Raw genomic sequence first — 14070 nt, 5'->3', positions numbered from 1 at the left:
GCATGCCGGTGCAACTGCAGCGCCGACGCGGGGCACACCGCGGCGACCGGCCCCTCCACCGTCGCCGCGACCGCGTCCGCCTTCCCCTCACCCGTCGCGAGCAGCACCAGGTGCCGGGCCTCCAGGATCGTCCCGATCCCCTGGGTGATGACGTGGTGCGGCACCCGGTCGACGTCCCCGTCGAAGAACCGCGCGTTGTCGACCCGGGTCTGCTCGGTCAGCGTCTTGATCCGGGTCCGAGAGGCCAGTGAGGAACACGGCTCGTTGAACCCGATGTGCCCGTCCGACCCGATCCCCAGCAACTGGAGGTCGACGCCCCCAGCCGCGGCCAGCTCCGCGTCGTACGCCTCGCACGCGGCCCGTACGTCCTCGGCCGCGCCGTCGGGACCGAGGAACGCGTCCATCCCGATCCCGAGCGGCTCCAGCACCTCGCGCCGCAGCACCGACCGGTACGACTCCGGATGGTCGGTCGGCAGCCCCACGTACTCGTCGAGCTGGGCTATCCGCGCCCGCGAGGCGTCCACCGCGCCGGCGCGGACCTTGGCGGTGAGCGCCTGGTAGACGGGGAGCGGGGTCGAGCCCGTGGCCACCCCGAGCAGCGCGGCCGGCTTGTGCCGGAGCAGCCGGGCCATGGCCTCGGCGATCAGCTCGCCACCCGCAGAGGCGTCCGGAACGATGACGATCTCCACGCTAGCCCTGCCCGCCCGTGAACACGGCCGCCACCTCGGGGATGCGCTCGATGTAGCCGTCGAGGAGCCGTCGGCCGACGGTGACCGAGTCGACCAGCGGATGGAGCGAGAACGCCTTGCGCGCATCGGTGCGAGAGCCGGTGACGGCCGCGCTGATGGTGAGCCGTTCGACCGCCTTGACCTGCTGCATCAGTCCGGCCTGGTGGAGGTCGGGCTGGGTGATGGTGAGCGGGTGGACACCGTTGGCATCGACGGTGACCGGCACCTCGACGACGGCGTCCTGGGGGAGCGCGGACACGGTCGTGCCGTTGCGGACGTTGAGGATCATCGTCGCGCGTTCGTTGCGGCTGATCGCGGCCATCACGGCGAGGGCGACACCGGCGTAGCCCTGGTGAGCGGGGTCCGGCCGGAAGTCCGCGTCGGCCTCGGCCTCGCCCTGCACCTCTCCCTTGGCCTCGGCCATGTAGTTGGCGCTGCGGTTGGCCACGGTCTCCCGCCACAACTGCACCGCCGACCCACCGGCAGCCTCGGTCACCCGCTGGTAGAACTCCCGCTGCTGACGGCTGAGGAACTCGCCGCGAGTCTGCGGGGCGTCGAGGATGGAGCGTACGGCGTCCCGGTTGAAGTAGTAGTAGTACAGGTACTCGTTGGGGATCAGGCCCAGGTCGCGCAGCCACTCCCTGCCGAAGACGACCCCCTCCTCCAGACCGCCGAGGCGCTCGTCGTCGGCGAGCAGCCGGGGGAGCACGTCCTCGCCGTCGTGCAGGACCCGGCGCATCCAGCCGAGGTGGTTGAGGCCCACGTAGTCGAACTGGGCCCGGGACGGGTCGAGTCCGAGCGTCGTGGCGATGCGGCGACCGAGGCCGGACGGGGTGTCGCAGATACCGAGAACGCGGTCGCCGAGGACGCTCTGCATCGCCTCGGTGATCATCCCGGCCGGGTTGGTGAAGTTGATGACGTACGCGTTCGGCGCGAGCCTGCGCACGCGGTGCGCGATGTCGAGCATCACGGGGATGGTGCGCAGGCCGTAGGCGAGCCCGCCGGGGCCGGTGGTCTCCTGGCCGAGGACGTCCAGGTCCAGGGCGACCCGCTCGTCGCACATCCGGCCCGCGAGTCCGCCCACCCGGATCGCCGCGAAGACGAAGTCGGCGCCCTCCAGGGCGTCGTCGAGCGAGGTGCCGACCGTCACCCGGGGGGCGTCGGGCCGGCCGTCGGCGAACTGCGCGAGCACCTCCGCCATGGCCTTGAGACGGGCGGGATCGGTGTCGTAGAGCCAGACGTCGTCGATACGGGGGCTGCCCTGGTCGTGCAGCAGGGCCTGGTAGACGTACGGCACGCGGAATCCGCCGCCGCCGAGGACCGTCAACTTCATGCGAGTATCACCTTTCCACCCGCCTCGCGGCAGAGCTGGAGAGTGTCGGGATCGGCACCGCCGGTGGTGATCAGGACGTCGATGTCCGACAACGGGCACACCCGCAGCGAGCCGGTGCCCGGGAACTTGGACTCGGCGGCGACCAGGACGACCTTCCCGGCCGTCTCGATCATGGCCTGCTTCAGGGGAGCCTCGACCGCCATGTTGTCGACCACGTGACCGCTGGGGCGGACCCCGGTGCAGCTGAGGAAGAGCAGGTCGGCGCTGACCTGGCGCAGTGCCTGCTCGGTCAGGGAGCCGACCAGGGACTGGTAGTTGCGGCGCAGCACGCCGCCCAGCATCACCAGACGTACGGCCTCGTCGTGACGGAGTTCGTCGAGCACGGCCAGGCTGCTGGTGATGACCGTGACCGGACGGCCGCGCAGGCGGCGGGCGATCGCCGCGGGTGTGGTTCCGATGTCCAGGACGACCACGCTGTCGTCCTCGACGAGCTTCACGGCCTCCTCCGCGATGGCCTCCTTCAGCGCCTGGTCGCGGGTGGCGACGACGTCGAAGGGCGTCTCGTTCGCGGGTCCCCGGTCGGTGGAGTCCACGGTGGCGCGCGGGGACAGGGCTGCGCCCCCGTAGGTGCGCACGAGCTCGCCGTCGCGGTCCAGCTCGATCAGGTCCCGGCGGATCGTGGACTCGCTGACCTGGAGCCGTTCGGCGAGCTCGCGTACCGAGGCCACCCCGGTCGTGCGCAGGGATTCCACGATCTTCGCGTGTCGGTTGCGTGAAGTCACGCAGTGAAGATAGCACCGGATGACTGACTTCAGTCATGAAGGCGAGGGAAACTTGCTCGTAACTGACCGACTCTTGTCATCTCGTGCAACCGGTGCTCATAGTTGAGCACTTCATGTGGCGGCACCAGACGGAGGCGGTATCCGTGCTCGACGTGCTCTTCGCCGGCGAAGTCTTCTGCGACCTCGTATTCGCCGGCATCCCGCACCTACCCACCCAGGGCGGCGAGGTCTTTGCGGACCGGTTCGCCGTCGTCCCCGGCGGCACCGCCACCCGGAGCGTGGCCGCCGCCCGCCTGGGCCTGCGGACCGGCCTGTGCGCCGTGATCGGCACCGACTTCCTCGGCGACCACATCGCGGCCGAACTCGCCCGCGAGGAGAACCTGGACCTCGCCTGGCTGCGCCGCGACCCGGCCGTGCAGACCCCCGTCACGGTCGCCGCGAGCAACGAGCACGACCGCACCTTCATCACCTACGAGGAGGAGGGCGCCCTGCGTCCCGAGGTGTGGGACGGTGAGCTGCCCGACGCCCGCTTCGTACAGCTCACCCTCGGCAGGCCGCTGCCCGGCTGGATCGCCCGGCTGCGCGCCCGCGGCACCCGGGTCGTCGGCGGCGTCGGCTGGGACCCCACCGGCCGTTGGTCGCCCGAGGTGCTCACCCGGCTCGACGAGGTCGACGTCTTCGTCTGCAACGCCGTCGAGGCCACCAGCTACACCCGCACCGCCACGGTCGAGGAGGCCGTGAAGGTCCTGGACGGCCTGGTGGCCGACGTCGTCGTGACCGACGGCCCGCGCGGAGCGGTCGCGGTGACCGGCGACACCGGCGAACTCGTCCGGATCCCCGCCCCACAGGTGCCCGCCGTCGACCCCACCGGCGCAGGCGACGTGTTCACCGCCGCCCTCATCACCGGCCTCGGCCACGACTGGCCCCTGCCCACCCGCCTGCGCTTCGCCGCACTGTGCGCCGCCCTGTCGGTGCGAAGCCTGGGCGGCGCGGGCAGCGCGCCCGGGCGGGCGGCCGTCGACGCCTTCCTCACCGAGATCCCCGGCATCCCCGGCGACGACGTCGAGCGGATGCGAGCGGTCCTGCGCTGACGCTCGCCGGACCGCCGGACCGCCGGACCGCCGGACCGCCGGACCGCACCGCCGGTCCGGCAGCCCACCGGCACCGACACCGGCACTCCGCCGTACCCGCTTCCCCCTGAGACCCCACCGGCCGTGCCCCGTCGGCCGCATGGTTCCCGCCCCTCCGGGAACACCGCACCGCCCGCAGCTCCACCAGCACCAGGAGGACCACTCCATGACCGAGAGAACCCGAGGCCGTGCCGCCCGGCGCGCCGTCGCCGCGACCGCCCTCGCCACCGGCCTGCTGACGGCCGTCGCGGCCTGCTCACCCGGCCCCAGCGGCAACTCGTCCGCCGACACGAACAGGACGGCCGGCCCGGTGTCCACGGACGTCGCCAAGGCGGGCAAGGTCACTCTCACCGAGTGGGACCAGAACACCGACCCGGGCACCGACGCCTCCACCGAGGCCCTCAACAAGGCGTTCATGGCGAAGTACCCGAACGTCACGATCAAGCGGGTCTCCCGGTCCTTCTCCGACCTCAAGACGACCCTGAAGCTGGCCCTGTCCTCCTCGAACCCGCCGGACGTCGTCCAGGCCAACCAGGGATACCCCGACATGGGCGCCTTCGTGAAGGCCGGCCTCCTCCAGCCCGAGGACAGCTACGCCAAGCTCTACGGCTGGGACACCGCCTTCCCCTCCCAGCTCCTCGACCTCAACCGCTTCTCCTCCGACGGCAGGACCTGGAAGACCGGCAACCTGTACGGCGTCTCCCAGACCGGCGAGATCGTCGGCATCTACTACAACAAGGCCAAGCTCAAGTCCCTCGGCCTGCCCGTCCCCACCACCCTCGCCGGTTTCGAGACCGCCCTGGCCAAGGCCAAGTCGTCCGGCCTGCAGCCCATTTCCTACGGCGACGCGGACAAAAGCCCCGGCATCCACATCTTCGGCGTCGTCCAGGCGGCCACCGCCGGCAAGGACGAGGTCCGCAAACTCGTCTTCGACGAGGGCGGCGCCACATGGACCGACGCCGGAAGCCTGAAGGCGGCCACCACCCTGCGGAGTTGGGCCGACAAGGGCTACCTCGGCTCCGGCTTCAACGGCGAGAGCAAGGACCAGGCGGTCGCGAACTTCGCCGCCGGCAAGTCCCTCTTCCTCGTCGACGGCACCTGGCAGGCCGCCGTACTCGAACCCAAGATGAAGACGAACGTCGGCTTCACCGCGCTCAGCCCCGCCGCCGGGCAGCCCCCGCTCACGCAGGGCGGCGAGGGCCTCGCCTGGGCCATGACCTCCAAGTCCGAGCACCCGGACGTGGCCGCCGCCTACATCGACTTCCTCGTGAACAGCAACGGCATGAAGGTCCTCGCCGACAACGGCAACCTGCCCGCCCTCCCGCAGGCCGACTACAAGCCCGCCGCCGGCACCGTCGACGCCGACATCCTCGCCCAGTGGAAGGCGGTCAGCGAGAAGGACGGCCTGCTGCCCTACCTCGACTACACCACCCCCACCTTCTACGACACCCTCACCGCCGCCGTCCAGGAACTGACCGCCGGACAGCTCTCGCCGCAGGCCTTCGGCGCCCAACTCCAGTCCGACTACGCCCGGTTCCAGCAGGGCAGCTAAGGCACATCCCTCTCATGGCTGTCACCGCACACCGCCCGACGGCACCCAAGCGCCAGGCCGACGCCCCCGGCGGGCGTCCGGCCCGGCGCCGTGGCCGCATCCAGTGGCAGGGCTACCTCTACGCCCTCCCCGCCCTGACCGTCCTCACGGTCTTCCTTCTGATCCCGCTGGGCCAGCTGGTCCAGATCTCCCTCTTCCACTGGGACGGCATCTCCGCCTCCACCTGGGCCGGGTTCGCCAACTACACCGAGATCGCCCGCGATCCGCAGCTGCGCTCCGGCTTCCTGCACTCCCTGGTCCTGATCCTCTTCTTCTCGGTCCTGCCGATCACGCTCGCCCTGATGCTGGCCGCGATCACCACCCGCGCCTCCCGGCTGCGCGGGGTCTCCGTCTTCCGCGCGCTGATCTTCCTGCCGCAGGTCGTCGCCATGGTCGTCACCGCGACCGCCTGGACCGCGATCTACGCCCCCGACGGCGTCCTCAACACCGCCCTGCGCGCGATCGGTCTCGACGCGGTGGCCCGCCCCTGGCTCGGCGACTTCGCCACCGCCCTGCCGTCCGTCGGACTCATCGGCACCTGGCTGGAGATCGGCCTGTGCCTGGTGCTGTTCATCGCCGGCATCGGCCAGATCCCGGGCGAGCTGTACGAGGCGGCCAAGCTCGACGGGGCCGGTCTCGTACGGGAGTTCTTCGCCGTCACGCTCCCCGGCCTGCGCGGCCAGATCACCGTGGCGCTCACCCTCACCGTGATCGCCGCCCTGAAGACCTTCGACCTGGTGTACGTCGCCACCCACGGCGGCCCCGGCAACGCGACCAGCCTGCCCGCCTTCGAGGTCTACAACCGGGCCTTCGGCACCGGACAGGTCGGCTCGGCGTGCGCCATCGCCGTCGTCCTGACCGCGGTGATCCTGCTCATCACCTTCCTGATCACCAAGCTCCAGCCCGAGGAGGACGGGACATGATCTCCGCACGTGAACGCGCGCTCAACTACGTCGTCCTGACCCTCTTCGCCGCGCTCGCCCTCATCCCGCTGATCGGCGTGGTGACGTCCGCGCTCACCCCCGCCGCCCAGGCGTCCCCCTCCTTCACCTGGCCCCACCACCTCGACCTCGGCAACTTCGCCACCGCCTGGCACCAGGGCCACTTCGCCACCTACCTGGGCTCCAGCGTGCTGGTGGCGGTGTCCGTCGTCGTCCTCACCGCCGTCCTGGCGATCCTGGCCGGGTTCTCCTTCGCGCACTTCAACTACCCCGGCCGCTCACTCCTCTTCTACGTGACCCTGATCGGCCTGATGGTGCCCCCCGAGGCGTTCGTCATCCCGCTCTACTTCAACCTGCGCAACGCCGGGCTCGCCGACTCCTACTGGGCGCTGATCCTGCCCCAGACCGCTCAGTCCCTGGCCTTCGGCGTCTTCTGGATGCGCAACTTCTTCCGCTCGGTACCCGTCAGCATCGTGGAGGCGGCCCGGCTCGACGGCGCGACGGACTGGCGGCTCCTGTGGCGCATCCTCGTCCCCACCAGCCGCCCGGCCCTGCTGACCATGGCCATGCTGGTCTTCATGTGGACCTGGAACGAGTTCCTGCTCCCGCTTGTCATGATCACCGACGAGAACAAACGCACCGCCCCCCTCGGCCTGGCCTTCTTCCAGAGCGAGCACACCACCCAGTACTCCCTTCTGGCCGCCGCCTCGATCATCGTCGCCCTCCCCGTCATCGCCCTCTACGTCTTCCTCCAACGCCACTTCATCGCCGGCATGCTGTCGGGCGCAGTCAAGGCGTGACCGTGACCTCACCTGAGTGAGCCGGCGCACCAGGCAGGGGGGCTCTCACAGTGCCTGGATCACCAGGGTCTCCCACACGTCCCGAACGCCTGTCAGCCTGGTCGAGTCGAAAGCGCCGACAACGCTCCATGGACACGCACTGCAGCTGTACCCCATGAGTTCAATTCAGCTGCCCCGAATGCGCAACCGTGTCGGCTCATTTTCCACGGCAGAAAGGACACGGAGACCAATGGCGGACAGCCAATTCACCACCCACACAGAACTTTTCGATCTGCGTGGGAAGTACGCCCTTGTCACGGGCGGCACCAGGGGAATTGGGATGATGATTGCGCGCGGCCTTCTCCAGGCGGGCGCCCGCGTCGTCATCAGCTCACGCAAGGCAGACACGTGCGCGGAGGCACAGCGTCTGCTGTCCGAATTCGGCGACGTTCAGGCAATCCCCGCCGACCTCTCCAGGCACGACGAGTGCCGGCGCCTCGCCGATCTCGTCAAGGCCGACTCGGAACACCTGGACATCCTCGTCAACAACGCGGGAGCCATGTGGCGCGAGCCGCTGGAGACGTTCCCGGACGAGGCCTGGGACGCGGTGATCGACCTCAACCTCAAGTCGCCGTTCTGGCTGGTGCAGGCGCTGCTCCCCGCACTTCGCAAGGCGGGCACCGCCGATGACCCCGCGCGGATCATCAACATCGGCAGTATCGCCGCCATCCACGTCGCCCAGGCGCCCAACTACTCGTACGCCAGCAGCAAGGCGGCACTCCACCAACTCACCAGAGTCCTTGCCAGAGAGCTGGGCCCACAGCACGTCACGGTGAACGCGGTGGCACCGGGAGTGTTCCCGTCACAGATGACGGCGTCCACCCTCGATGCCATCGGCGACATGATCGCGGCGGCGACCCCTGTGCGCCGGCTCGGCCGCCACGACGACATGGCAGGTGTCGCCGTGTTTCTCGCCAGCAGGGCCGGGGCCTACCTCACGGGCGCCGTCATCCCGGTCGACGGCGGCATCGCGACGACCGCATCGGGCACGCCCTGAGAGCCGTCCCGCAAACGATCTCCGTCTCAGGGTCGTCGCGGGTAGTCAGGGTGATCGGCGTAGGGCGAGGCGAGGTCGAGCAGGTCGTCGCACGGCCAGGTCTCGCCGTCGTACTGGCAGTCATCGCGGTTGTCCCACGGTATTTCCGGGTCCCCTGTAGCCGGACTGAGCAACCGACTCGCCGCACGCGACGCCGGCCGGTGGGACCAGGCCGCCACCGACGCCTTCTGCGGTTGGGCCGCCTGGCACCGCGGGCACGCCCGCGACCCGCACTTTCGGCCTGACGTCATCATCGACGGGAGCTGGCCGGAGATGGCCTGGCACCGGTGGACCTCGTGGAGCGCCGAGGACCCGCGATGGCGAACCCACCTGATCGACACCACCGGCCAGTCGCTCGCCACATCCGTGAACCAGGTCGAGCGATGGGTCACCGAACGGCGCGAGGCACACCGGTCAGGCCGACTGGCTCTGCCGCGAGGCTGGACAGACGAGACGCCCGGCCCGGCCGACCGCGATGCTTGATCTGTTTCCGGAACACGCCCTGGTGGGGCAGCACTACAGAACAGCCGCGGTCTCCCACGGCACCATCGCTCGCTCCGGGGCTGTCGGATCCAGGACCGGCCTTCGGACAGGGGGCGTGGTCTCGGACATAGACAGTGACTCGCGCCCCGTTGACATGGGTTGTTCCGTACTCGCGGAAGTGGCGCCGCAGGGTCCTCGTTTTCGCTTTCTCCTGCGGGGTCGTCGGCGGGTGCGCGCCCGCCGGGAGGCGGACCGCGATGATCCGGTCGAATTGCAGCATGCGGGCCGCTATGGCCTGGGCGGGGAGTTCGACACCTGTGAGGGTGTTCGACGAGACAGGGTCCTGCGCCAGGGCCAGGTCCGTCAGGAGACGGGTGTCCTCGGGGTGGGTCGTGGTCCAGGACCGGTACTGGACGGAGAGGTAGAGCAGGCCGTCGCCGGGGCGGCCCTGGGTGCGTACGGCGGCGCCGAGGGCGGTGGCGTTGTTGCTCCGGCTCTGCGGGGTCCTCAGGGCAAGGCTCGGCGGGACCAGCGCGGCCAGTACGGCGACCGCCGCGATCCACGTGGTACGGGGAGACCGCTGCCGCCGGTGGAAGTGGTCGATCCAGGCGCCCAGCAGCAAGGCGATCCCGATGTTGCTGTAGAACACGTACCGGTCGACGAAAAGGGGTTTGACCAGCGAGGCGATCAGCAGCAGGAGGCCCGGGAGGACGAGGATCGGCACAGCCAGCGCGGAGAGCCGTACGGGCCCTCTCACCCTCAGCGGGGCCCGGGCGCACGCCACGCCCACGACCGCCACCACCAGGAGATACGGGAGCCGTACCGGTCCGTCGATCCAGGACACCTGCGCCGACTGCCCCGCGCTGACGATCGCCAGCGGCAACAGCCCGGCCACCACGCCTGCGGCCGTCGCGCTCCACGCCTTCAGCACCGCTCGTGGGACACGCGAGACGACCAGTGTGACGCCGTGGGCGACCAGGGCGAGGACCGCGAACTCGTGGAGCAGACAGGCCGGCAGCATGAGGCAGCCGTAGACCGCCCAACGCCGCCGGGCGCGGTGGGAGACGCTGATGACCAGCGCATACGTGGCCCAGGTGACCAGCGCGCAGACCATGGCGTACGAACGGCCTTCCTGGGCGTACTTCTGTACCTGGGGGAGGAGCGCGAACACCAGTCCGGCCAGCAGCCCGGCACGGGGTCCCGCCAAACGCAGCCCCAGTAGCCCGATTCCGCTCGCCGCCACGGCCGTCGCCAGCACGGACGGCAGCCGTAACGCCAGCAGCCCTCCGCCGAAGAGACCGAAGACCTCGTGCATCACGGCGTAGTAGAGGGCATGGACCAGATCGATGTGCTGGGCGGTGCGCCATATCTGCGAAAGATCGCGGTGCGCGAGCTGATAGGTGACGGCCTCGTCCCCCCACAGGGTGTTCTCCCTGCGGATGCCCCAGAGCCCCAGCACGATGGTCAGCGCCAAGGGCGCGGTGACGACAACTGCCGTGGCCGGGCCCGGTGATCGTCGACGGGCGGGTACAGGAGGGGAGACCGCGCCCGCCGCGGCGGGGGCACGTTGATCAACGGACATCGGTGACAGGGCCTTTCAGCGGCGTCGAAAGAAGCGCCGCCAGCGTGCCCGGGCCTCGTTGACCGGACGCTGATCGAACCTGACCGGACGATCAGGAAGGCGGACCGGCGCCGTGCGAGGCTGCATCCCATGCGTATCCTGGTGGTCGAAGACGAAGTGGACCTTGCCCACACCCTGCACACCGGTCTGACCGCCGAGGGCTACAGCGTCGACCTCGCCCATGACGGCCGGCAGGGCCTGTGGATGGCCCGGACCGGCGAATACGCCCTCGTCGTACTGGACTTGATGCTGCCCGGACTCAACGGCTACAAGGTCTGCGCCCAGTTGCGCCGGGAGGGCAACCCGACCCCCATCCTGGTGCTCACCGCCAAGGACGGCGACTGGGACCAGGCGGAGGCCCTGGACACGGGAGCCGATGACTACCTGGCCAAACCCTTCTCCTACCTGGTGCTCGTCGCACGGCTGCGGGCCCTGGCCAGACGCGCCGCCACCGTCGCCCCGCCCGTCCTTGCCGTGGGCGACCTCTCGTTGGATGTCGCGGGCCGGGTCTGCCGCCGGGCCGGGGCCCGGGTGGAGCTCACCCCTCGGGAGTTCGCCGTCCTTGAGCTGCTGGCCCGGCGGGCGGGCCAGGCGGTCTCCAAAGCGGATCTGCTCTATCACGCCTGGCCCGACGAAGCCCTGGACCCCAACCTGGTGGAGGCGCGCGTCAGCGCCCTGCGCAAGAAGGTGGACGCCGCGTTCCACCGGCAGTCCCTGCAGACCGTACGGGGTACCGGCTACCGGCTGGTGGACGACCGTGAACGCGACTGAGCCGCGCCGCCTGCGCCGCCTTGGATGGCCGCGTTCGGTACGAGCCCGCACGGCCCTGGCCGTCGCCGCGACCGCCGCCGTCATCCTGGCCGGCATCGGCTGGTGGGTACACCGAGACGTCTACCACCAGAGCACCCAGATCGCCCGAGAACAAGCTCTGGGACAGCTCTGGACTCTCACCGACCAACTGAAGGAGGGAGTGATTCCCGTCCGCAGCAGCATCGTGCCGTACGAGGTCGTCGCCACCGGTCGGCGCACAGCCGTCGCCTACGGCGGGGGCATGGCCGCCTTCCATCCCGGCACCCACCACGTGCTGCCCGCCCCGACCGGGGAAAGCACGCCCGATTTCTTCCGCCTGCCGGTGAACCGCGACTACAACCCCGGACTCAGGGGCGATGTGGCCGGCGGGACCTATGAGGTCTTCACGACCGATATCAGGGCCAGTGAACTGAGCCGCGACAAGGTGGCCGCTCTGGGCGTCGCCGCCGACGCCAGGTTGCGGGTCTATGTGGTGGTGCTCCCGCACACGGCCGAGGAAATCGCCGGGACCACCGACCGCCTGCTGCTGCGCGCCGCGCTCGTCAGCCTCGTACTGATCGCCGCCGCCGCCTATTTCACCGTCCGCATCGCACTGCGGCCGGTCGAGGCCATCCGCGTCCTCACCGCCTCGGTCACCGCGAACGACCCCCGTGAACGCGTCACCGTACCCGTCACGGGACACGAGATCACCGCCCTGGCCACCACCATCAACACCACTCTGCAGCGCCTCGACAACGCCGCCGCCCAGCAACGCCGCTTCGTCGCGGACGCCGCCCACGAACTGCGCAGCCCCCTCACCACACTGCTGACCAGCCTGGAAGTCGCGCTCGCCTACCCGGAACGCACCGACTGGCCCGCCGCGGCCACCACCGCCGCACGCCAGACCCGCCGCCTCCACGCCCTCGCCGAAGACCTGCTGCTGCTCGCCCGCCTCGATACCCGCGCCCCCACGGCCGCCCCCGAAACCGTCGACCTGACAGCCCTCGCCTCCCGGCTGACCGAGCAATACCCGCTCACCGAAGGGCCGTTGACCCTCACCTGTGACAGCAGCGCCCCCGCACACGCGCATGGGAACCCCGACGAATACGAACGGCTGCTGCGCAACCTCGTCGACAACGCCGCCCGCCACGCCGCACACCGCATCCAGATCACCGTCCGGAACGAGGACGAGTGGGTCGTCCTCACCGTGCACGACGACGGACCGGGCGTGCCCGCCGAGGACGCCGAGCGCATCTTCGAACGCTTCGTCCGGCTCGACGACGCCCGCTCCCGCGACCACGGCGGCACCGGCCTGGGCCTCGCCATCGCCCGCGACCTGGCCCACCGCCACCGAGGCACCCTCACCCTCACCCCCCGAACCCTCGGAGCATGCTTCCGACTACGCCTCCCCCGAGCCCCCGCGCCGGCCGCGGAACAGCGCTTCACCGCACGGACCCTGTCCAAGCCCCCTCGTTGACACCGGGGGACGTTCCTGACCTGCAGCGAGGTAGGCCGGCCGACTCCGGGCCATCGAACGCGGGACGAGCACGACATCCCTGCTCCCACCACTCCTGCCCAGCCAACCCGCCAGGGGCCGAAGCGACTTGGCCGAGCGGACGGGCGGCGAGATGGACGGCGGCCAAGCGATCGCGCAGCCGCCCACCCTTCACGCGCTCCCGAGGCTGATCCACAAGTCCTCAGCATCCCGCTGGTCCCGGTCCGTGACCGCAAGGTCGGTGCGGTCCAAGCCGTCGCGCACATGCACAGCCTCGCCGTGGCCGCGTGATCAGACCAGCCGTAGTCGCACGCTTACCTGCAAAATCACGGCATTCTGCAACGCGCTGTGGACTGCGCGACGGGCTTACGGTGAGGGGATGGCCACAATGGATCTACGCACCGAAATCCGGGAGTTCCTCAGCTCACGGCGCGCCCGCATCACACCCGAGCAGGCGGGCCTGCCCGCTTACGGCGGCAACCGCCGGGTCAAAGGTCTGCGCCGCGAGGAGGTGGCGCTCCTGGCGGGGGTCTCGGTCGACTACTACGTGCGCATGGAGCGCGGCAGCCTCGCCGGTGCCTCCGACGGCGTGCTCGACGCGTTGGCCTCTGCCCTGCAACTCGACGAGGCCGAGCGCGACCACCTGTTCCACCTCGCGCGCCGATCCAGGACGCCCAGCGGCCCACGCCGGCGCAGGCCTGCCCTGACGGTGCGCGCGACGCTGCAGCAGGTGCTCGACGCGATCTCCGATGCGCCGGCCTGGATCGGTAACGGCCGTTTTGACGTGCTCGCCATGAACCAACTCGGCCGCGCGCTGTACTCACCGGCGCTGGCCGACCCGCGACGGCCCGCGAACACAGCGCGGTTCGTCTACCTGAATCCCGAGGCGGCCAGGGATTTCTTCGTCGACTACGACCGAATTGCCGGTGACGTGGCCGCGAAGCTACGCATGGAAGCCGGCCGCAATCCGCACGACGAGGAGCTGATCGCCCTGGTCGGCGAACTGTCAACGTACAGTGAGCTGTTTCGGCAGCGGTGGGCATCCCAGGACGTACGGCTCCACCGGTCCGGCCGCAAGCGTCTGAGCCATCCGATCGTGGGCCGCCTCGACTTGGACGTCGAGTCCCTGCAACTGCCCGCCGAACCCGGCCTGCACCTCATCGTCTACACCGCACCCGCGGACACGCCGACCGCCGACAATCTGGCGCTCCTGGCGTCGTGGGCAGCCGCCCGACAGACGCCGGCGACCGAGCTCGAAGCACACAACGGATAGTCCGACCTCCTTCATAAGGAAGGTCCGGC

Annotated in this window: 12 protein-coding genes; 8 read left to right on the top strand and 4 right to left on the bottom strand. The window is 70.1% G+C overall.

Annotation, left to right across the window (positions count from 1 at the left end):
• The 3 genes from AB0D74_RS45395 to AB0D74_RS45385 form a co-directional block, all read right to left on the bottom strand.
• On the bottom strand, positions 1 to 689 hold a 689-nt coding region (locus AB0D74_RS45395; protein WP_362600630.1), incomplete at its 3' end, for a glucosamine-6-phosphate deaminase.
• A 1-nt stretch (position 690) separates the two neighbouring features.
• Positions 691 to 2061, bottom strand: a complete 1371-nt coding sequence (locus tag AB0D74_RS45390) for a 6-phospho-beta-glucosidase (RefSeq protein WP_362600628.1) — start codon at positions 2059 to 2061, stop codon at positions 691 to 693.
• A complete protein-coding gene (locus AB0D74_RS45385; protein ID WP_362600625.1) occupies positions 2058 to 2843 on the bottom strand; it encodes a DeoR/GlpR family DNA-binding transcription regulator in 786 nt (261 codons plus the stop codon). The genes AB0D74_RS45390 and AB0D74_RS45385 overlap by 4 nt, the downstream gene beginning before the upstream one ends.
• 92 nt (positions 2844 to 2935) lie before the next feature.
• Here AB0D74_RS45385 and AB0D74_RS45380 point away from each other — a divergent pair, with 92 nt between their 5' ends.
• The 5 genes from AB0D74_RS45380 to AB0D74_RS45360 all read left to right on the top strand — a co-directional run bounded on the left by AB0D74_RS45380 (position 2936) and on the right by AB0D74_RS45360 (position 8341).
• Positions 2936 to 3934, top strand: a complete 999-nt coding sequence (locus tag AB0D74_RS45380) for a PfkB family carbohydrate kinase (RefSeq protein ID WP_362600622.1) — start codon at positions 2936 to 2938, stop codon at positions 3932 to 3934.
• A gap of 205 nt (positions 3935 to 4139) precedes the next feature.
• Positions 4140 to 5525 (top strand): extracellular solute-binding protein, encoded by a 1386-nt coding sequence (locus AB0D74_RS45375; protein ID WP_362600619.1) that lies wholly within the window; start codon positions 4140 to 4142, stop codon positions 5523 to 5525.
• A gap of 14 nt (positions 5526 to 5539) precedes the next feature.
• Positions 5540 to 6487: a sugar ABC transporter permease gene (locus AB0D74_RS45370; protein WP_362600616.1), complete on the top strand. Its 948-nt coding sequence runs from the start codon at positions 5540 to 5542 to the stop codon at positions 6485 to 6487.
• A complete protein-coding gene (locus AB0D74_RS45365) occupies positions 6484 to 7305 on the top strand; it encodes a carbohydrate ABC transporter permease (RefSeq protein ID WP_362600613.1) in 822 nt (273 codons plus the stop codon). Before AB0D74_RS45370 ends, AB0D74_RS45365 begins: the two co-directional genes overlap by 4 nt.
• A 229-nt stretch (positions 7306 to 7534) precedes the next feature.
• Complete coding sequence (locus tag AB0D74_RS45360) at positions 7535 to 8341, top strand: SDR family oxidoreductase (protein ID WP_362600609.1); 807 nt, start codon at positions 7535 to 7537, stop codon at positions 8339 to 8341.
• A gap of 427 nt (positions 8342 to 8768) precedes the next feature.
• Here the strand turns inward: AB0D74_RS45360 and AB0D74_RS45355 are convergent, their stop codons facing one another.
• Complete coding sequence (locus AB0D74_RS45355) at positions 8769 to 10445, bottom strand: glycosyltransferase family 39 protein (protein ID WP_362600606.1); 1677 nt, start codon at positions 10443 to 10445, stop codon at positions 8769 to 8771.
• A 129-nt stretch (positions 10446 to 10574) separates the two neighbouring features.
• Between AB0D74_RS45355 and AB0D74_RS45350 the strand changes: the two genes are divergently transcribed.
• From AB0D74_RS45350 to AB0D74_RS45340, 3 genes are all read left to right on the top strand, one after another.
• Positions 10575 to 11255: a response regulator transcription factor gene (locus AB0D74_RS45350; protein WP_362600603.1), complete on the top strand. Its 681-nt coding sequence runs from the start codon at positions 10575 to 10577 to the stop codon at positions 11253 to 11255.
• Positions 11242 to 12750, top strand: coding sequence for a HAMP domain-containing sensor histidine kinase (locus AB0D74_RS45345; protein ID WP_362600600.1), 1509 nt, complete (start codon positions 11242 to 11244; stop codon positions 12748 to 12750). The genes AB0D74_RS45350 and AB0D74_RS45345 overlap by 14 nt, the downstream gene beginning before the upstream one ends.
• A 397-nt stretch (positions 12751 to 13147) precedes the next feature.
• The gene (locus tag AB0D74_RS45340; protein WP_362600597.1) at positions 13148 to 14041 is read left to right on the top strand and encodes a helix-turn-helix transcriptional regulator; all 894 of its coding nucleotides are present in this window, start codon (positions 13148 to 13150) and stop codon (positions 14039 to 14041) included.
• Positions 14042 to 14070 lie beyond the last annotated feature (29 nt).

This window comes from Streptomyces sp. NPDC048278 (genome assembly GCF_040652195.1).
Classification (GTDB): domain Bacteria; phylum Actinomycetota; class Actinomycetes; order Streptomycetales; family Streptomycetaceae; genus Streptomyces.
This window is presented reverse-complemented; position numbering and strand designations above follow the sequence as displayed.

Excerpts from the sequence above, each read along its gene's own strand:
- AB0D74_RS45360 (WP_362600609.1), top strand. The coding sequence starts at position 7,535 with ATGGCGGACAGCCAATTCACCACCCACACAGAACTTTTCGATCTGCGT.
- AB0D74_RS45350 (WP_362600603.1), top strand. The coding sequence starts at position 10,575 with ATGCGTATCCTGGTGGTCGAAGACGAAGTGGACCTTGCCCACACCCTG.
- AB0D74_RS45365 (WP_362600613.1), top strand. The coding sequence starts at position 6,484 with ATGATCTCCGCACGTGAACGCGCGCTCAACTACGTCGTCCTGACCCTC.
- AB0D74_RS45370 (WP_362600616.1), top strand. The coding sequence starts at position 5,540 with ATGGCTGTCACCGCACACCGCCCGACGGCACCCAAGCGCCAGGCCGAC.
- AB0D74_RS45355 (WP_362600606.1), bottom strand. The coding sequence starts at position 10,445 with ATGTCCGTTGATCAACGTGCCCCCGCCGCGGCGGGCGCGGTCTCCCCT.
- AB0D74_RS45340 (WP_362600597.1), top strand. The coding sequence starts at position 13,148 with ATGGCCACAATGGATCTACGCACCGAAATCCGGGAGTTCCTCAGCTCA.
- AB0D74_RS45375 (WP_362600619.1), top strand. The coding sequence starts at position 4,140 with ATGACCGAGAGAACCCGAGGCCGTGCCGCCCGGCGCGCCGTCGCCGCG.
- AB0D74_RS45390 (WP_362600628.1), bottom strand. The coding sequence starts at position 2,061 with ATGAAGTTGACGGTCCTCGGCGGCGGCGGATTCCGCGTGCCGTACGTC.